This window comes from Paenibacillus sp. 1_12 (genome assembly GCF_900114475.1).
Taxonomy (GTDB): Bacteria; Bacillota; Bacilli; order Paenibacillales; family NBRC-103111; genus Paenibacillus_S.
In genome coordinates this window covers 15967-33908 of sequence record NZ_FOTE01000015.1, presented here as the reverse complement: position 1 = coordinate 33908, position 17942 = coordinate 15967, and the positions used below count along the sequence as shown (strand labels likewise).

Here is a 17942-nt window from a genome sequence, read left to right as displayed (position 1 = left end):
TATCGAAGTGAGAATGATTATTACTATCACGATTTTTTATCAACCACTCTTTTAGGGGTTTAGCTTATTAGCAATTCAATCTGATCTTGACTATATGCTGGGGGAAGAAATATGAATTTAGCACAGCTTTTAAAAGAAAGACGGTCCGTTCACAGATTTCAAAGCCGTGAAGTTCCCGTTGAGCTTGTTACCGAGCTGCTAGACACTGCGGTATGGGTGCCAAACCATAAGATGACACAGCCTTGGCGGTTTGTGATTGTCCGTGGAGAAGGGCGCAAGCGTATCGCCGAAATCAGCCGTAACAATGTGGGAAAAAGAGAGAGAGACCCGGAAAAAGCTAAGGAGCTCGGACAAAAATTTTATGATAAATTTATGGCGGTCCCGACGTTCGTTGTCGTTGTGATGAAGGAAAATCCAGCGATTAGCGTTCGTGAAGAGGATTATGCCTCTACAAGCTGTCTGATTCATAATTTTAGCCTGTTAGCTTGGGAACAGGGGATTGGCTTGGTATGGGAGAGCTACCCACTGCTGTCTGACAACGCCTTCCGCGAAGCCTTGGGCATCGAGCCGGGGGAAAGAGCGATAGGCAGCTTGCATGTAGGATATCCGGAGCAAATTCCGAATGCACAACCGAGAATTCCCGCAGCTGAACGCATTACGGTTATCGATCAAGCCTTATGAAACAAAGATATTTAGTCATTGCGATCGTGATTTTATCCTTTTGTTCAGTGTTTATTGGTGTAAAGGATATCAGTCCGCTGCATCTATTCAAATTGACAGAGGATCAATGGGAGATCCTGTTTATCAGCCGCTTCCCACGTTTAATCAGTCTGATTATTGCCGGTGTCAGCATGAGTGTGATCGGTCTCATTATGCAGCAGCTAACCCGTAATAAATTCGTTTCGCCGACAACGGCAGGGACCGAGGATTCGGCGCGATTCGGAATATTGGTTTCCTTAATGGTGTTTACTACCGCCAGCCCGATGCAAATGATGCTTGTTTCCTGTGCTTTTGCCTTGCTGGGGACGTTCATTTTCATGAAAATATTAGACAAGGTTAAGTATAAGGATGTCATTTTCATCCCATTGGTAGGACTGATGTTCGGACAAATCGTCAGCTCGTCGACGACGTTTTTTGCTTACAAGCATGATTTGATTCAAAGTATTTCGGCTTGGCTGCATGGGGATTTTTCGATGATCATGAAAGGCCGCTATGAAATGCTGTATATCAGTATTCCGCTAGTGATTCTTGCCTATATGTTTGCTAACAAGTTTACTGTAGCAGGGATGGGTGAGGAGTTCTCAATCAATCTCGGGCTGAATTACAAGCAGGTGGTCAACATCGGGCTGGTTATTGTGGCCTTGGTCACCTCCGTTGTTATTATTACCGTCGGTATGATTCCGTTTCTCGGGCTGATCATTCCCAATATCGTCACGCTGTATCAAGGCGACCATCTCAAAAAAAGCTTGAGTCATACCGCCTTATTGGGCGCAGCCTTCGTGTTGTTTTGTGACATTTTCGGTCGGGTCATCATTTATCCGTATGAGATTTCGATAGGCCTTACGGTTGGTGTTATAGGGAGCGGGATTTTTCTGTACCTGCTGTTGAGGAGAAAGGCTTATGCATAATAAAGTCAAAATCACGATTTTGGCCGTGGTCGCACTGTCACTCATCATTACGTTTATGTTTATTCAATCCGGCACTAACTGGGGTTATGTGCTGCCCAGACGAGGAATCAAAATTCTAGCAATCGTACTGACGGCTGCTGCCATCGCGTTTTCTACGATGGTGTTCCAGACAATTACGAACAACCGGATTTTGACGCCAAGTATACTTGGACTGGATTCGCTGTATATGCTTTTCCAAACGTTTATCGTCTATTTCTTTGGTTCTGCAGCACTGTCACTGATGAGCAAGCATATGCATTTTGCGGCTTCTGTAGGTTTGATGGTTGTGTTCTCAGGGGTGCTGTATAAGGTCATTTTCAAGAGAGATGGTCAAAACATCTATTTCCTGCTGCTGATCGGCATCATAATGGGCACCTTGTTCCAAAGTGTTTCGTCTTTTATGCAGGTAATGATCGACCCGAACGAGTTTTTGCATGTGCAGGATAAAATGTTTGCCAGCTTTAATCGGATCGGCTCTGATCTGCTTACGGTTTCCTTTATTGTTGTGCTCGGCGTAGCGGTCTATTTCTGGAAATTCGCCAAGTACCTGGATGTGCTGTCGCTGGGGAAGGAGCATGCGATTAATCTCGGCATCAATTACGATCATGTAGTCAAAAGATTGCTGATCCTTGTTGCCATTCTCATTTCCATATCGACTGCCCTGGTCGGTCCGATTACCTTCCTTGGACTGCTGGTAGCGAATGTGGCCCATCAGATGTTCAGGACGTACCGGCACAGCATATTAATTCCCGGATCGATTCTGATCAGTATCGTTGCTTTGGTTGGCGGGCAGTTAATCGTCGAGCGGGTATTTACGTTCACAACGACCGTCAGCGTAGTGATCAATTTGATCGGCGGTATTTACTTTATTTACTTGCTGTTAAAGGAGAATAAATCGTGGTAGATGTAAGACGGGTATCCAAACGATACGGTAACAAAAATGTCGTCGATGATGTATCGGTCCAGATTGCCAAGGGCAAGATCACCTCATTCATTGGTCCGAACGGAGCTGGCAAAAGCACGCTTTTGTCTATCATCAGCCGGCTGATCACCAAGGATAGCGGAGAGGTGCTCATCGAGGATAAGGAGATTGGCAAGTGGAAGAGCAATGATATGGCCCGAAAAATATCGATTCTCAAGCAATCCAATCATATCAATATTCGTCTGACGATCAAGGAATTGGTCAGCTTTGGACGGTTTCCCTACTCTCAAGGTAGATTAACTCCAGAGGATTGGAAGTATGTGGATGAGGCGATTGTTTATATGGACCTGGAGGATATCCAGGACAAATATCTGGATCAATTAAGCGGCGGTCAGCGGCAAAGGGCTTACATCGCCATGGTGGTCGCGCAGAATACGGAATACATATTGCTGGATGAGCCGCTCAATAACCTGGATATGAAGCATTCCGTGCAAATTATGAAGGTGCTGCAAAGAATGGTCAGCGAGCTGGGCAAAACGATCGTTCTCGTGCTGCATGACATCAATTTTGCTTCCTGTTATTCCGACTATATCGTAGCACTCAAGGATGGAAAGGTCGTCAAAGAGGGCACAACTGACGAGATCATCAACTCCGAGGTATTGAAGGAAGTATACGATATGGACATTCAGATTGAAACGATTAACGGTAATAAAATATGTGTTTATTTCTCATAATCAAACGTTGGCTCAGTTAACTAACGTTTGTGCATGAGTACAAATAAAAAAAATTATAGAGGTGAACAGAGTGAAAAGAAATTTATTTATGTTAGTATGTATGCTTATGCTTGCTCTTGTTGCTGCTGCCTGCGGTTCGACCGCTTCCAATGAAACTGCCAAAGCTCCGGCTGCATCGACGCCAGCACCTGCTGCGTCCACAACGGCTCCAGCAGCTACGCCTGCCGCTCCGACTGAGCTTACAATTAAGCATCAATTAGGAGAAACCAAGGTCAAAACAAATCCGAAAAAAGTCGTTGTGTTTGACTACGGTATGCTCGATACTTTGGATAAATTAGGAATTGAAGTCACAGGGGTAGCACAATCGAGTCTTCCTCCATATCTGGCTAAATACAAAGATGCCAAATATAAAAATATCGGAACCCTGCAAGAGCCGGATTTTGAAAAGATCAGTGCGATGAGTCCTGACTTGATCCTGATTTCAGGCAGACAGAATGCTTCTTATGCAGAGCTGAGTAAAATTGCACCGACTGTATTCGTAGGCGTGGATGCGAAACGTTATATGGATTCATTCACGGAAAACTCCAAAATCATAGGCAAGCTGTTTGGTAAAGAAGCAGCAGTTGATGCAGAATTGGCAAAAATCAATGAAACAATCAAGAAAGTTAACGCCAAAGCCGCAGCCCCTGACAAAAAAGCTCTGATTACCTTGGTTAGCGGAGGCAAAGTAACGGCTTATGGACCTGGCTCTCGCTTCGGGATTATCCATGATGTACTGAATGTGGTTCCTGCTGAGAAAAACATTGAAGTGTCGACACACGGTCAATCGATCTCTTTTGAATATATTGTTGAAAAAAATCCGGATTACCTGTTTGTTGTTGACCGTGAAACGGCTGTAGGCGAAAGCAAAACAACAGCTAAACAAGTCATCGAAAACGAATTGGTCAAGAAAACGAATGCTTACAAAAACGGCAACATTGTTTATCTGGATGCGAACTACTGGTATTTATCCGGCGGCGGCTTGATTTCCGTTGCTGCGATGATCGATGAAGTCGATAAAGGTTTGAAATAGGTAAACAGGCGTGGAATAAATAAACAATCATAATAAACACCAAACAGGAGCAAGCGGCGAGTAAGAGGCTGCATGGCTCCTGTTTTGTTGTTTACAGGGTTTCTGGTTTATGACCTATTTAGTTTTTTTAGGGGATTCGTTATTGTTTTTGTTGTCTTTAGTGTCTTTGTTATTTTTGCTGTTGACCGCTTCATTTTTATCTTTGTTCTTGTCATTCGCGTCTTTGGACACGGCAGTAGTTTTCTGATCCTTACCAGCTGCGGATTTATCGCTGCTGACACTGCTCTTAGTACTTGTATCTTTCTTGGGTTCATTTGCTGCCGTTTGCGTTTTATTCTTATCTGCATTAGATGGAACAGGGGTCTGCTTGCCGTTGTCCTTTTTCGTGTCTGAAGATTTTTCTTTGCTTGCTCCCGCCTTGACAGCGAGTGCTGCAGCTTTGTCGGCCTCGGCTTTGGCCAGCTTGGCTTGCTTCAGGGCTTCTTCCTTATCTCTGGCTGCTTTCTCAGCAGCTGCTGCGGCAAGCAGGATTGCTTCTTGTTCTCCATTGATTCTTTTGCTGCCTCCTCGAACAAAGGCATACGCTTCAGGCTCTTCGAAATCAACTACAGGAGCATCCTGCAGAGCGCGGCTGACGACCTCCTTAAACAAAGCTGCGGGGTATCGGCCACCTGTCGTTGACAGGTAATGCTCTTTATTCGTTTTATCGTAGCCGAGCCAAACGGCTGCAACAAGCTCGGGCGTATAACCGACAAACCAGGCATCCTTGGTGCCATCGATTTGGTTGCCGTATTTATCCTTGAACTCCGGAATATCGGGAAGCTGGGTCGTACCGGTTTTGCCGGCAACAGGACGATCCATCTGAGCGTTTTGTCCGGTTCCCTCATTGACAACCTTTTCGAGCATTTTGGTCATGGTGTAGGCGGAGCTTGGGTCAAGCAGCGGTTCCAGAACGGGAACAGACTCCGAACCGACCAATTGCCCGTTTCTATCAACGATCTTCGTAATTGCATAAGCTTTAGCTAAGTTCCCATTGTTGGCGAATAAGGTATAGGCTTGAGCCATCGCGAGTGGAGAGGTCCCTCTGCTCATTCCGCCTAAGGCGATTCCCAGGGTTCGATCCTCTGGCAGCAAGGGTAGTCCTGCTTTGCTGGCAAAATCCAACCCCTGATCGATCCCGATTTCCTTTAACAAAGCTACAGCCGGAATATTGTAGGATTGAACCAATGCTTCTTCTAATGTGACCCAGCCGTGAATCTGCCGCATATAATTCATCGGTGTATAGGCACCCCCAAAGTCGGTTTCCGCATCAAAGATTTTATCCCTTGGTCCAAACCCATCACTTAGCGCTGGCGCATAGACAAGAATAGGCTTGATGGTTGAACCAGGCTGACGTTCATTTTGAGTAGCATAATTGAACTCACGGAACTCTTGCTTCGAATTGCGGGAGCCTACAATGCCAAGAACAGCACCGGTTTGCGGCTGCATCAGAGCGATCCCGCTTTGCAATCCGCCTGCATCCTCAGGGAAATAGGAAGGATCTTTGTATACTTCCTCCGCTGCATTTTGGACAGTAGGCGCCATCGTCGTGTAAATATGGTAGCCGGAGGATAAAATCTGCTGTTCGGTTAAGCCGTATTTGTCTATGGCCTCGTTGATGACATGATCGATAAAAGAAGGATGTTTGGCAACCTTCGGTTCAGTTCGAAGGGAAAGCTTGATATCTTCATTGCGGGCACGATCCCGATCTGCCTGCGTAATTCGCCCTTGCTCAGCCATCAGATTCAACACCAGATTCCGCCGTTCCTTGGACTGTTCGGGCTTTTTTACGGGTGAGTAGTTGGTGGGGGACTTTGGAATGGCTGCCAATAAGGCACTTTCCGCTAATGTTAAATCCAGCGCCTTTTTGCCAAAATACGATTGGGAAGCCCGCTCCAGCCCCCATGAGCCTTCACCAAAATAAATATAATTTAAGTAGAGCTCTAATATTTGATCCTTGGAATATTCATTTTCTATTTTGATGGATGCGACAGCTTCATTGATTTTGCGGGAATAGGTCTGCTCGGGTGAGAACAGCAAGGTTTTGGCAAGCTGCTGTGTGATGGTGCTGCCCCCTTGAACAGTCTCCCCAGACTTCCAGTTATGATAAAGAGCCCGAGCAATTCCACTGAAATCGATACCTTGATGCTCGCGGAACCGCGCATCCTCAACGGCAATAACAGCTTCCTGCACCGACTTCGGGAATTGGTCGAGAGTCATGTATTCCATCCGGGAATTTGTGAGCTCGGTGATGACTTCTCCATTGCTGTCATAAAAAACCGTGGATCGCGGAGGCTCTTTACTTAGCGCTGAGATATCAATAGCCCGATATATATTCATATACGAATTCCAGCACCATGCCACACTGACTGTTCCAAGTCCAGCTATCACGATGAGAAAAAGAAAGGACATTACTGCGATTTTTAGTTTGATTTGAATAGTCATCTGCTGTTCCCCCATATCATGTTGTACTAGGGTTTTTACCACTGGAGGGGAAGAGCCAAACATGAAGGTTGATTTAGAAGGGGAATTTGGTGCTGTTGGAAGAACAAATATGGCTTGCACGAAGCGCAAGCCTAGTCATTCCTTATACTGTTCGTAAAACCAAGACTATTTAGAGGTGTAGCAGGGGGCAATTGGATCAAATTTAGGATTCGAGTTTCATACGCAGCTTGAATTCCTTCGGGGAACAGTGATTATGGCGTTTAAACAGCTTATAAAATTGCGCCATATTTGGAATGCCTACAGCTTGGCCTACCTCCACAATACTGACATCTTGGGTAAGAAGCAGTCGCTCGGCTTTTTTGATGCGCTTGTAATTTACATAATCGACGAAGGATAAGCCCATTACCTTTTTAAAATATTTGATAAAATAATGGTAGCTCAGATTGAGTACTGAGCATGCCTGCTCAATAGTAATTTTCTCAGCCATATGCTGCTCTACGTAATCGAGTGCCGGCTGCAGTCGTGTCAGTTCATCACTTTCCGATCCATGCAGCACACCGTTTGTATCGTTCCGCAGTAGTAGCAGGAGCAAGCGCCGGATGGAGGCTGTAATGGCTAACTCGCAGCCTTTTTGCTTAGTTTGTGATTCCGTGAAAATGTCCATAATGATAGCGCAAGCCTGTTTCTGTACATCGGAATGCTCACTGAATATATAATTGAGAAGTCCTAACGGACGGCGGATTTCACTGAAATAATGCAAATAAGGCATCGTGCTCTCGTCAAAATGCTGCGCCAAATCAAACTGGCACACGATGTAATTGAGAGTCTCGCTCTCCTGCTTGGTGCGATGAAGCTGAGAGTTGCCCAACACATGGACATCCCCGCTCTGCAGCATGCGTGTATCATGCTTGGTCTGGACACTGAGCGAACCTTCAATAATAGCAATGAATTCGACTTCCTTATGATAATGCCAGCGGAATTTGGAGGGCGTAGCGACAACAGGGGATTTCATATCGTCACTTGTAATTCGCCATATTTTCAAACGAAGTAACGGATTTTGATAATCGACAAGCTCATTGTGAACCTCTGCTTCTTGCTCCGGCACTGTGAACATTTTGACGTCTACCTCCAGGCTTCAACCAATCATTAATACCAGTATTGGATACTCGCTTTGGTTGTGTATATCGACTAGTATAGCACGGTTTTGCGAGGATATGACGTTTTTGAATAAAGAACACACAGTTTTGAGAATATCATTTTATGGGTATATTCCTTTATAATACAGGTTATATTACAAACCAATCGATATGGAGGTTATAATCAATATGAGTAAAAAGCTGCGCGTTATCGTATGGAATGAATTTCGTCATGAACAAGAAAGTGAAGAGATCCGAGCTGTTTACCCGAACGGTATTCATCAAGTTATCGGGGAGGGTCTGGGAACGGAGTTGGATGTGTCCTATGCGACACTCGATGAGCCTGAGCATGGTTTGACCGAGGAGCGCTTAAATAACACGGACGTACTGATCTGGTGGGGACACAAGGCGCATGGTGATGTGCAGGATGAGATCGTAAATCGTGTACATAATCGGGTTCTGCAAGGAATGGGCCTGATCGTACTGCATTCCGGGCATTTCTCCAAAATTTTCAAAAAATTAATGGGCACGTCCTGCGATCTGAAATGGAGAGAAGCAGGCGAGAAGGAACGTCTCTGGGTCGTATCTCCAGGGCATCCGATCGTTGAAGGCATCGGCTCCTACATCGAATTGGAATCCGAGGAAATGTACGGTGAGCACTTCGATATTCCGGCTCCGGACGAGCTGATTCTGGTTAGTTGGTTTGAGGGTGGAGAAGTGTTCCGCAGCGGCTGCACCTTCCATCGTGGACAAGGCAAGATTTTTTACTTCCGCCCAGGTCATGAATCATATCCGACTTACTATAATGAGCAGGTGCGCCGTGTTATCCGTAATGGTGTTTACTGGGCTGCTCCAACAACGCGTGAATATCCGTACTATGGCAACAGCCAGCCTTTGGAACCGATTAAGGCGAAAGAGTAAGAGTAAATGACTCCACAACAGACCAGCTGCGCCGGATTTTAACATCGGCGCAGCTGGTCTGTTGTTTACATGCATGTTCACGGATGCTTCATTGAGCAGAAACGGGTAACGACATGGACGGTTCTTGGCCATTAAGGCTGTCACCTGCTAGACTAACGGGACGTTCGCCGTTTGCTGCGGCTGTTACTCGTCTTCTTGCTTTTGGTGCGTTTGCGTCGACGGCGGCGTGTCGGGGCATCGCCATCTTTTTTCTTTTTGCCGAAGGAGCCCATCAGCACTTTAACTAGCGGTGCCATCTGTTGTACGCTTTGGACCATCTTTTGCACCTTGCCCATGGTATCCATGATTCCATCGATGCCCCCAAGACGATCAAATATCTGCTTCATTTGAGCGATATTGATGGGGCTGGAGCTTGATCCAGTTCCTGTACTGGCCGCACTGCCCCCGCTGAAGAAAGAAGCCAGCTTACTGAGTCCCCCGCCCCCTCCGCTTGCTGGTGGAGTTGGTGGAGTTGGTGCTGCTTGCAGAAGCTGTGTCGTATACTGCGGTTGTGGTGTGAAGGAGTTGGTGCCGATCCCCGGATACGGATTGGGAAACTGTGTTCCCGCAGAATAGGATGGAGGTGCTTGCGTAAAGCTGCGGGTATTCACGCCTCGATTTCCTATAGTTGGCCTTTGTATGCTCACCGGATTCACATTCCTTTTATGGTTTGGTTATAGACGATTGCCCTTATGCAGTTTATGTGGTAGGCGAATGGATGGATTGGACTCCTATCACGGGTTTTCGGTTTTTTTATCAATTTAGCCAATTAACGCATAAAAATAGTAACGTATTGCTAACCTAAAGGAAGGATTTTTACAGGGCATGTCGAATACATTTACAATAGGATTTTAGAAGACCATCAAGGGGTTGAATGAATATGCAATTGAAAAAGCTAAACGACAAAGCAATCGATCAGCTGTTTGAGTCGATTTTGACTTTAAAAGATGTGGAAGAGTGTTACGTTTTTTTTGATGACTTGTGTACCGTAAATGAAATTCAATCCTTGTCCCAGCGGCTTGAGGTCGCCAGAATGCTGCGTAAGGGCAACACATATAACCAGATTGAAGCGGAGACCGGGGCCAGCACTGCAACCATTTCCCGTGTCAAGCGGTGTCTGAACTATGGTAACGACGGTTATAAGCTGACACTAGAGCGAATTGGGCGCTGAACCAAGACGGATTGCTTGAACACGGCTAGAAGCAGAAATAAGCTAACCATTTGCACGAATAGAACGCTCAAAACAGGACAGATTGCTTGATTATCGGTAGGGGCTTGATAAGTCTAGCTTACACGCGGATTGGACGCTGGAAGCAGACCAGGTCGTTTGGCCACAGGATAGGGAGCTGCTGAGGCAGGCTCCTTTTTTTGGTGAGTAGAGAAGTTTTCATACCGCATCATACACACCGTTATATCCGCAAGGAGAGCGGTTGCTATACACCAACGAATCCTATTGAATGATTTTCGATGAGGGATAGATTTTCTAATGTTTCATTGTGGTCCATCGTTGTAGACTGTCCACATGTTTACCTATTTGGGATGGGTGGATTTATGCTATAATGGAAGAAACAGCGGTAAAATTAACGGAGGGGCACCGAAGCGCTTCTTTTTTGGCACGAGAGAGGGGAAGGCCTTTGGTCACATATGGTGTATTGGTTATTAGCCATGGCTCACGCAATGAGCATTGGGTTCAACTGGTAGACGAGGCCGTCAATGCGGTGCAGGTACCGAAGGGAATACCCGTATATTCCAGCTTTTTAGAAATTGTCGAGGGTCGGCTCATTCAGGATGGAATTACGCATTTGGAGTCGCTGGGTGTGACGGATATTATTGTGGTGCCTTTATTTATTTCCTCGGGAAGCACACATATTGACGAAATCAGCTACGCGCTTGGCGTTAAGCCTGAACCGATTCTTCCGACGGATATGACACCCTTTGTCATTCGGGCCGTCATTCATTTTACAGCTCCGATTGATGATGATCCTGTTATTGCCGAAATTGTGTATGAAAAAATGAAGCCGCTGTCAGTAGATCCCTCAAAGGAGATTGTGCTACTGATCGGGCATGGCAGTATAGAAAGAAATTTTCATCTTCTGTGGCGGAGAGGTTTAGAGAAGCTGGCTTCACGGTTAAAAGATTGTGGAGGTTTTGACGAGGTGGATGTGGCGATGCTGCTGCCCAACCAGATTCCTACCAAAATGAATCGTTGGCGCAAGCTGAAACCGCACCATACGGTGCTGGTGGTACCGCTTTTTCTTAGTGAGGGGTATTTTACTAATGAGGTCATCCCCGAGAGGCTGCAGGGGTATACGTATCAATATAATGGGAGGTCGTTGCTTCCTCATCCGTTGTTGTCACGCTGGATAGAGCAGCAAACGGCTCCCTTCATGGAAACGTAAGGATGGTATTAGCAATATATGTGAACGGGTGATTAGGAAATGGCCAAACGTGCAAGATTAATATATAATCCATCCTCTGGCAGAGAGGAAATGAAGAAGCGTCTGCCGGAAATTTTGCAGCAGCTCGAACGCGGCGGGATCGAGACTTCTACCCATGCGACGATCGGAGAGGGCGATGCTACGCTGGCTGCGGCTGATGCAGTCGAACGTGGCTTTGATATCATTATCGCAGCGGGCGGAGACGGTACCCTATACGAAGTTATAAATGGCGTAGCCGAGAAGGCATACCGCCCTCCCATCGGTATTATCCCACTGGGAACAACTAATGATTTTGCCCGGGCGCTCAATATTCCGCGCAGCTGGGAGGGTGCCGTTGACGTTATCCTTCAGCAGCATGCGCAATATATTGACGTCGGTAAAATGGATCAACGTTATTTTATCAACATTGCGGGCGGCGGCTCCCTGACGGAGCTGACCTATGAAGTACCCAGCAAGCTGAAAACCATGATCGGCCAAATGGCTTATTATATGAAGGGGCTGGAAAAGCTGCCTCGCTTAAGCCCGATTGAGCTTTATATTCGTACAGATGATAATGAATTTCATGAAGAGGTCATGCTCTTCCTCATTTCTAACAGCAATTCAGTCGGTGGCTTCGAGCGGCTGGCTCCGGATGCTTCCCTAAATGATGGATTATTCGATGTACTGATTCTCAAAAAGTGTAATCTCGCCGAGTTCATTCGCGTCGTGTCGTTAGCGCTGCGTGGTGAGCATTTGGGAGATCCTAATATTATTTACCTGCAAACGCGTTCGATCCAAGTCAGTTCTCCGGACTACGTACAGATTAATTTGGACGGCGAATTCGGCGGAACGCTGCCGTGTACCTTTACTAACCTTCCCTCCCATGTACAGATTTTCGTGGATAAGAGTGGACTATCCGTATATAAATAGGGCTTAAGTTCGCGTGTGAAACGGATATGACAGGATTAAATAGTCGAACGGAATATTGTCGGCTTTGAGTGGGGAATAAAGAATATAAGCAAGTGCGAGTGGTCATAACGAATATTGAGAGCTTGGATTGTCAATTATGACAAGGTCGACGTTAATAACGAATAAAGAATTGATTCCGCATCAGGAGTCTGTCCAATGGGTTGGTAAGGGTGAGCATGTTTCACCGGTTTACTTTCAATGGACAGGCTCTTGCCGTGCTGATTTGGAAATACAAACATGGAGTGAACGGATATGAGCAAGAAGAACAACAAAGGTAACTATAAGAAGAATAGCTCCGGCACCTTATCTAAAGGTGGGAATAAAGCTCGCGGATTGAATGCAGGCGCTAGCAAGGATGTGAATAAAGTGGGCAGCTCTAGCGCCCATTTGAATTCGAATCGTGGATTAAAGAGCAAAACTGCGCCAAGTTTGGATACAGCGAATTTGCCAGTTGCTCGAAACGAAGAGGTTGAGGCCGAGATTGTTGGCATCGGGCATGAAGGTGAAGGGGTAGGCCGTGTGAATGGCTTCACTCTTTTTGTTAAGGGCGCGCTTCCGGGAGAGCGGGCGCTTGTTAAGGTGATGAAGCTGAAGAAGCAGTACGGCTATGCGAAGCTGCTGCGAATTGTGAAGTCCAGCCCTGACCGCATCAAGGCACCCTGTCCTATCTATGTGCAGTGTGGCGGCTGCCAGCTGCAGCACTTAAGCTACGAGGCGCAGCTGCGTTTCAAGCGTCAGCTTGTCGTGGACAATCTGGAACGAATCGGCAAATTAAAGGTAGCTGCAGGTGAGAATAGCTCCCTTATGGAAGTGAAAGCAGCAGCTTCCGATAGTGCTGACGACTCATTCTCCTCCGATGCATTGTCTGGCACGCCATCCAATCATTTTGAGAGAGAAGCGGGTGGAGGCATCATCGTTCATCCAGTGATGGGTATGAACGATCCTTGGCGGTATCGGAATAAAGCACAGGTGCCTATTGGACAAGCTGTCGCTCAACCGGCTTCGGATTTGAGCAGCAGTGATGATACTGTTCCGACAATGATGGAAGGCGGATTAGTAGGCGGCTTTTATGCACAAGGTACCCACCGCATTATCGATATGGAGGCTTGTCTGATCCAACAGGAAAATAATGACCGCGTCGTGTCCGAGGTTAAGCGAATCGTCCGCGAACTGGGTATCCGTCCGTATCATGAAGAGACTCATAAAGGCTTGCTGCGTCATGTGGTAGCCCGCTACGGCTTTAATACGGGTGATATCATGGTTGTTTTGATAACAAATGGTCATGACATCCCGCATAAGGATGAACTCGTGGGTCTGCTTCGTACAGCGATTCCCGGTATCAAGAGCATTTGCCAAAACGTTAACAGAGAACAGACCAACGTTATCTTCGGCGAACAGACGAAAGTGCTTTGGGGCGACGATGTGATCTACGATACCATCGGGGATATCCGATTCGCGATATCAGCGAGATCGTTCTTTCAAGTGAATCCCGTACAGACGGAGGTTCTGTACGGCAAGGCGCTTGAATTCGCCGGCTTGAGCGGCGAAGAAACGGTTATCGATGCCTACTGCGGCATCGGTACGATCTCGCTCTTCCTGGCGCAGCGTGCTCGCCAGGTGTACGGCGTCGAAATCGTCGAGGAAGCTATCGACGATGCGCGGCGCAATGCGCTGCTGAACGGCATCCGCAACGTTCAGTTTGAGGCTGGCCCAGCCGAGGTCGTCATTCCCGAGTGGCGGCGGCAGGGCATCAGCCCCGACGTCATCGTGGTCGACCCGCCGCGCAAGGGCTGCGATACGGCGCTGCTATCGACGATTCTGGAGATGCAGCCGAAGCGCGTGGTGTACGTGTCATGTAATCCGTCAACTCTGGCGAGGGATTTAAGAGTGCTGGAGGATGGCGGGTATAGGACGGTGGAAGTGCAGCCGGTTGATATGTTTCCGCATACCGTTCATGTGGAGTGTGTAGTGTCAACATATAGAAAAGACCTTTTATAGAAGACGATTAGGAATATTGATCATCGTCTCCTATAAATAATTTGTTTAGACGGTGAAATTGTAAATAATTTTTACATCACCGTCTTCTTTAATCTCAATTCGTTTTACAAGCATGAGCAGAAGCTCTCGATCTAGATTTTCAAATGATGTTAGCTTCGCTATGTCAGGAAGTTTCGGCTTACTAACTTCTTCTTCCTTAGAAAGATCGGCAATTTTTTGGCGACATTCAAAGATTTCCCCGTCATATCGTTCCAGAAATTCATGGTACTTTTCTTTGGTCATTTCTCCATCTAACCATTTATCTTCAGCATTATTTTTTCGTTTTACAATCTGTTCGATACTCTTATTGAGATTCAAAATTTCTTTGACATTTGACCGTTTCCCACGATCAGATTCCTTTTGTAACTTTTTTGTAAAGGTCTTAGTGTCAATATGTTCTCCCATTAAAATTCTGATATCGCTCAGAATGAGTTCCTCTAGATGAGATTCATAGACAGAATGTCGAGAACAGTAGTTCTTTCCCCTAAGTTTGTAATTTCCGCACATGTAATGAGTTTTCCCATACGAGCGTTTGACACAGTGCATACCAGAACCGCAGTCGGCACAGTAAAGTAGATGTGTGAAGAGGTTGGGCATGCCGCATGTTTTCTTGCGTCCTCTCCGATACAGTAAGTCCTGCACGATACGAAATTGCTCTCTAGAGATAAGAAGTGAATGGTTGTTTTCATTTATAACTTGATCTTCTTTGTCTTTCTTTTTGCGTCTCGTACTTCCTAGAGTGGCAGCTTGTTCTTTTTGCGCCACCAGATCCCCTATATATACCGGGTTTCTTAAAATGTACTCAATTGTACTTTGGCACCAGTACTCGCTAGCATTCTTCCGACCTTGAGTTTGCCCTGGTGTAGGAATGTTCTCGTCGTTCAAGAGATTGGCGATAGCTTGCATACCAAGAATACCTTCTTGATACTGATCAAAGATCCGTTGCACTATACCAGGGGTATTGTCGTCTGCAAGCACAAGCTTTTTATCAACTTTTTGATAACCGTATGGGGTGAATGAACCTGTAAACTCACCACGGCGAGCTCTTGTACGTTCAGCTAGTCTAACCCACTCGGAAGTTGTTTGGCTGGACATCTGATAAACCATAGAATACATAGCAATCTTACTCTGCCAATCAAAATTTTCAGTGTCGATACCTTCGGAAGTTGCTATGAAGCGTATCCCTTTTTCAACCAACTTCGGAATGATGGTGTTCAATTCTCCTACACTTCTTCCAAATCTACTTAAAGATTTTACCAAGATGACATCGAATTTCTTTGCCATGGCATCATTTACCAGACGCTTAAACTCGGCTCTCTTTTTGAAGCTGGATTCTCTTTCACTATATGGTTCATACAAGACCCAACCATCGTTTTTACGAATGTAATCGATCAACCCCTCTGCTTGATTAATGATTGAGGAATCCTGTTCCTCAAAAACTGTTGAGACACGAACATAAGTGGCTACCTTCACTTCTTTTCCCCCGTTCGAGGGAACGCCTAAACCATTGTTACCAAGCACATTATAGCTCATTTCTGTTCACCATCCATCTGTTTTTTTAACCATTGAAATAGAATCGACTCTAGTTTTTGTTCCCCTGCAAATTGCCTATCAACTATCCGAACAACTAGCTCTTCTTTCTCTTCATTCATGCGAATCACTCCAATTCTGCAAATGTGGAGTTGAAACTCCGAATACTTTGGAGAATCTCTTGATTCATGTGCATAAATCTTTTTGTGCATAACCCAGTAGTTCATCTCCTGAAAAACAAAAAAAAAGTCGCACCTAAGATTCGGGCGACCACTATTCAATCAAATATATTTTCAATATCTTAGGAAATCCTGTCCAATATCCAACTTGTTTATTGATCTAATTTACAGTACTTAAGGAATTACATTCCTAAGTTGATTATGGTCAAAGTAAATGGTGCATTGATAATAGAAAATACCGACTTTTAACTTGATTCTAATCAAGGTAGAGTACTGAAAATGATCTACTAAAGGAGGGCTATAGAAAATGTGGAATTTGAGGTGAATGTAGAGTATATTGCCTATTGTAGTAAGTCGGATATTTAAACGGTAGTTCACTTTTATTGAGTGAGAGTGTGTACTTAGATATTCATGGGAAAGGTGATGAAACCAGTGTTGGATATAACGGGGTATTGGGCACAAAATGTAATCTTTCATGCTGATTACGAGGAAGAAGGAATTGTTTTTGTGTCAGACGGAACAGGCTTCTTATTCTGGAATAACCTATTCGTTGAGACTATTGATTATTTTAGATGGTCTTTAGATGATGACAAAATCTCAATGACTGGCGTGAAGCAATTTACATTTAGAGAAGATAAACTTTCCGAAGTTAAACTGTCTAAAGTGAACGTTAAAGATGTCGAAGTCAAACGAGTAAAACGGAAGAATCTTAACGATGAGGAAGTGGATGCAATTGAGTTCTCTGAATCTTTGACCATGTTTTCCGATAGTAGGTATGGTTTCGTGCGTAAAGATGTCTGGGAGATTGATCATTATAGAAACTTGAAAGAATTAATATTGAATGCAAGTGTGACCAATGATGTCGGAACTTGAAGAGCAAATATTCATTCTTTATCCTTGGGCAAAGCCAATTGTGTTGCCAAATGATCACCAATTTACACTCCAAGTGTGGAGATGAAGAACCAAAGTAGGTGGATTAAAAAATATTTAGAAGGGACATGATTGTAATGCTAAGAGCAGATTTACAGGACAAGCTATTAGAAAGGTTCCCTTGGGCGGAATCGAAAAACCCTGATGGAACAGGTCGTGGTTATTTAGCACCTTGTTGGTGCGGAGACGGATGGTTTCAAATTATTTGGGATATGTTCGAGGAACTTGAAAGCTTATATGAATCTATGAATGTGCCGATTAATTTGCGTGTTAACAAGATTAAAGAAAAGTATGCTCGAATGAGAGTGTATATTTCGGGTGACGATTACTCCGAAGTTTTATCAGAAGTTGACGATATCATTGGTAAGTATGAAAGGTTATCTGAAGCAACGTGCGATTTATGCGGAGAAGCTGGAATAATCAGGGGTAATTGTAGATATGTTAAAGTCTATTGCGATTCCTGTTATGAGATAAATGTCGATAGTAAGCCAGTATTTAAGTATTATGATGCTAACAAGAATCTGTATATAGATGGATGTTTGTATGATCTGCAAGCTTTATTTTTCAGATACCTCGATGTCAATGGAAATAAGCGAGTAGGGAAGGGGAATACTATTTATGGAGGTTCATTGTTCTGTGGAATTATTGATCCCAATGTAGACGTTATGGCGAGATTCAAATCAATGGGATACTTCGATGCATACGGTAAAGCATATTTCTGGGGAGCTTCAGGTACTCAGTTAGTACCGTTCAAGTATTATGACAATCTAGGAAACGAGTTTATTATCTCACCAGTTGATGGTCAACCAATTCTTCTGCGGGGGTTCAACTATCAAGGCATTATTAATCCATATGAATCATAAAGGTAGCTTGAAATTACCAAGCTGCCTTTATTTTTTGGACTT

Annotated in this window: 18 protein-coding genes; 13 read left to right on the top strand and 5 right to left on the bottom strand. The window is 45.1% G+C overall.

From position 1 onward, the window contains the following. Positions 1 to 111: 111 nt before the first annotated feature. The 5 genes from BM210_RS25450 (at position 112) to BM210_RS25430 (ending at position 4395) form a co-directional block, all read left to right on the top strand. Positions 112 to 681, top strand: coding sequence for a nitroreductase family protein (locus BM210_RS25450; RefSeq protein ID WP_091174891.1), 570 nt, complete (start codon positions 112 to 114; stop codon positions 679 to 681). Beyond that, complete coding sequence (locus tag BM210_RS25445) at positions 678 to 1628, top strand: ABC transporter permease (RefSeq protein WP_091174890.1); 951 nt, start codon at positions 678 to 680, stop codon at positions 1626 to 1628. The genes BM210_RS25450 and BM210_RS25445 overlap by 4 nt, the downstream gene beginning before the upstream one ends. Next, on the top strand, positions 1621 to 2571 hold the full coding sequence (locus BM210_RS25440; RefSeq protein WP_091174888.1) for an iron chelate uptake ABC transporter family permease subunit: 951 nt from the start codon (positions 1621 to 1623) through the stop codon (positions 2569 to 2571). The genes BM210_RS25445 and BM210_RS25440 overlap by 8 nt, the downstream gene beginning before the upstream one ends. Continuing rightward, positions 2565 to 3323, top strand: coding sequence for an iron ABC transporter ATP-binding protein (locus BM210_RS25435; protein WP_091174886.1), 759 nt, complete (start codon positions 2565 to 2567; stop codon positions 3321 to 3323). The genes BM210_RS25440 and BM210_RS25435 overlap by 7 nt, the downstream gene beginning before the upstream one ends. Positions 3324 to 3411: 88 nt before the next feature. Further along, positions 3412 to 4395 carry a siderophore ABC transporter substrate-binding protein gene (locus tag BM210_RS25430; protein WP_256224038.1) on the top strand — a complete coding sequence of 328 codons (984 nt, stop codon included), beginning with the start codon at positions 3412 to 3414 and terminating at the stop codon, positions 4393 to 4395. A 114-nt stretch (positions 4396 to 4509) separates the two neighbouring features. Here the strand turns inward: BM210_RS25430 and BM210_RS25425 are convergent, their stop codons facing one another. Both BM210_RS25425 and BM210_RS25420 read right to left on the bottom strand, forming a co-directional pair. Beyond that, positions 4510 to 6879, bottom strand: a complete 2370-nt coding sequence (locus BM210_RS25425; protein ID WP_256224017.1) for a PBP1A family penicillin-binding protein — start codon at positions 6877 to 6879, stop codon at positions 4510 to 4512. 202 nt (positions 6880 to 7081) lie between these two features. Next, positions 7082 to 7993: an AraC family transcriptional regulator gene (locus BM210_RS25420; protein WP_091174884.1), complete on the bottom strand. Its 912-nt coding sequence runs from the start codon at positions 7991 to 7993 to the stop codon at positions 7082 to 7084. Between the two features lie 211 nt (positions 7994 to 8204). Here BM210_RS25420 and BM210_RS25415 point away from each other — a divergent pair, with 211 nt between their 5' ends. After that, positions 8205 to 8936: a ThuA domain-containing protein gene (locus BM210_RS25415; RefSeq protein WP_091174883.1), complete on the top strand. Its 732-nt coding sequence runs from the start codon at positions 8205 to 8207 to the stop codon at positions 8934 to 8936. A gap of 152 nt (positions 8937 to 9088) precedes the next feature. Here BM210_RS25415 and BM210_RS25410 read toward each other — a convergent pair whose 3' ends face one another. Then, positions 9089 to 9622, bottom strand: a complete 534-nt coding sequence (locus BM210_RS25410; protein WP_256224016.1) for a hypothetical protein — start codon at positions 9620 to 9622, stop codon at positions 9089 to 9091. 233 nt (positions 9623 to 9855) lie between these two features. Between BM210_RS25410 and BM210_RS25405 the strand changes: the two genes are divergently transcribed. The 5 genes from BM210_RS25405 (at position 9856) to rlmD (ending at position 14359) form a co-directional block, all read left to right on the top strand. Then, positions 9856 to 10146: a YerC/YecD family TrpR-related protein gene (locus tag BM210_RS25405; protein WP_091174880.1), complete on the top strand. Its 291-nt coding sequence runs from the start codon at positions 9856 to 9858 to the stop codon at positions 10144 to 10146. A 463-nt stretch (positions 10147 to 10609) separates the two neighbouring features. Continuing rightward, positions 10610 to 11374 (top strand): sirohydrochlorin chelatase, encoded by a 765-nt coding sequence (locus tag BM210_RS25400; RefSeq protein ID WP_091175025.1) that lies wholly within the window; start codon positions 10610 to 10612, stop codon positions 11372 to 11374. Positions 11375 to 11413: 39 nt separating this feature from the next. Continuing rightward, positions 11414 to 12322 carry a diacylglycerol kinase gene (locus BM210_RS25395; RefSeq protein ID WP_091174878.1) on the top strand — a complete coding sequence of 303 codons (909 nt, stop codon included), beginning with the start codon at positions 11414 to 11416 and terminating at the stop codon, positions 12320 to 12322. 136 nt (positions 12323 to 12458) lie between these two features. Continuing rightward, positions 12459 to 12617 (top strand): hypothetical protein, encoded by a 159-nt coding sequence (locus BM210_RS34955; RefSeq protein ID WP_177237994.1) that lies wholly within the window; start codon positions 12459 to 12461, stop codon positions 12615 to 12617. Then, the gene (rlmD, locus tag BM210_RS25390; RefSeq protein ID WP_256224015.1) at positions 12614 to 14359 is read left to right on the top strand and encodes a 23S rRNA (uracil(1939)-C(5))-methyltransferase RlmD; all 1746 of its coding nucleotides are present in this window, start codon (positions 12614 to 12616) and stop codon (positions 14357 to 14359) included. The genes BM210_RS34955 and rlmD overlap by 4 nt, the downstream gene beginning before the upstream one ends. Positions 14360 to 14404: 45 nt before the next feature. On the opposite strand, the gene BM210_RS25385 is transcribed toward rlmD, so the two are convergent. Both BM210_RS25385 and BM210_RS35795 read right to left on the bottom strand, forming a co-directional pair. Next, on the bottom strand, positions 14405 to 15931 hold the full coding sequence (locus BM210_RS25385; protein ID WP_091174876.1) for a recombinase family protein: 1527 nt from the start codon (positions 15929 to 15931) through the stop codon (positions 14405 to 14407). Continuing rightward, positions 15928 to 16050 carry a hypothetical protein gene (locus BM210_RS35795; protein ID WP_256224013.1) on the bottom strand — a complete coding sequence of 41 codons (123 nt, stop codon included), beginning with the start codon at positions 16048 to 16050 and terminating at the stop codon, positions 15928 to 15930. Before BM210_RS35795 ends, BM210_RS25385 begins: the two co-directional genes overlap by 4 nt. Before the next feature lie 489 nt (positions 16051 to 16539). Here BM210_RS35795 and BM210_RS25375 point away from each other — a divergent pair, with 489 nt between their 5' ends. Both BM210_RS25375 and BM210_RS25370 read left to right on the top strand, forming a co-directional pair. After that, the gene (locus BM210_RS25375) at positions 16540 to 16980 is read left to right on the top strand and encodes a hypothetical protein (protein WP_091174873.1); all 441 of its coding nucleotides are present in this window, start codon (positions 16540 to 16542) and stop codon (positions 16978 to 16980) included. A 134-nt stretch (positions 16981 to 17114) separates the two neighbouring features. Then, positions 17115 to 17900 (top strand): hypothetical protein, encoded by a 786-nt coding sequence (locus tag BM210_RS25370; protein WP_091174871.1) that lies wholly within the window; start codon positions 17115 to 17117, stop codon positions 17898 to 17900. The last annotated feature ends 42 nt before the right edge of the window (positions 17901 to 17942 follow it).

Coding starts and splice junctions, on each gene's coding strand:
- BM210_RS25450 (WP_091174891.1), top strand. CDS start 112: ATGAATTTAGCACAGCTTTTAAAAGAAAGACGGTCCGTTCACAGATTT.
- BM210_RS25445 (WP_091174890.1), top strand. CDS start 678: ATGAAACAAAGATATTTAGTCATTGCGATCGTGATTTTATCCTTTTGT.
- BM210_RS25440 (WP_091174888.1), top strand. CDS start 1,621: ATGCATAATAAAGTCAAAATCACGATTTTGGCCGTGGTCGCACTGTCA.
- BM210_RS25430 (WP_256224038.1), top strand. CDS start 3,412: ATGTTAGTATGTATGCTTATGCTTGCTCTTGTTGCTGCTGCCTGCGGT.
- BM210_RS25425 (WP_256224017.1), bottom strand. CDS start 6,879: ATGACTATTCAAATCAAACTAAAAATCGCAGTAATGTCCTTTCTTTTT.
- BM210_RS25420 (WP_091174884.1), bottom strand. CDS start 7,993: ATGTTCACAGTGCCGGAGCAAGAAGCAGAGGTTCACAATGAGCTTGTC.
- BM210_RS25415 (WP_091174883.1), top strand. CDS start 8,205: ATGAGTAAAAAGCTGCGCGTTATCGTATGGAATGAATTTCGTCATGAA.
- BM210_RS25405 (WP_091174880.1), top strand. CDS start 9,856: ATGCAATTGAAAAAGCTAAACGACAAAGCAATCGATCAGCTGTTTGAG.
- BM210_RS25395 (WP_091174878.1), top strand. CDS start 11,414: ATGGCCAAACGTGCAAGATTAATATATAATCCATCCTCTGGCAGAGAG.
- BM210_RS34955 (WP_177237994.1), top strand. CDS start 12,459: ATGACAAGGTCGACGTTAATAACGAATAAAGAATTGATTCCGCATCAG.
- rlmD (WP_256224015.1), top strand. CDS start 12,614: ATGAGCAAGAAGAACAACAAAGGTAACTATAAGAAGAATAGCTCCGGC.
- BM210_RS25385 (WP_091174876.1), bottom strand. CDS start 15,931: ATGAGCTATAATGTGCTTGGTAACAATGGTTTAGGCGTTCCCTCGAAC.
- BM210_RS35795 (WP_256224013.1), bottom strand. CDS start 16,050: ATGAATGAAGAGAAAGAAGAGCTAGTTGTTCGGATAGTTGATAGGCAA.
- BM210_RS25370 (WP_091174871.1), top strand. CDS start 17,115: ATGCTAAGAGCAGATTTACAGGACAAGCTATTAGAAAGGTTCCCTTGG.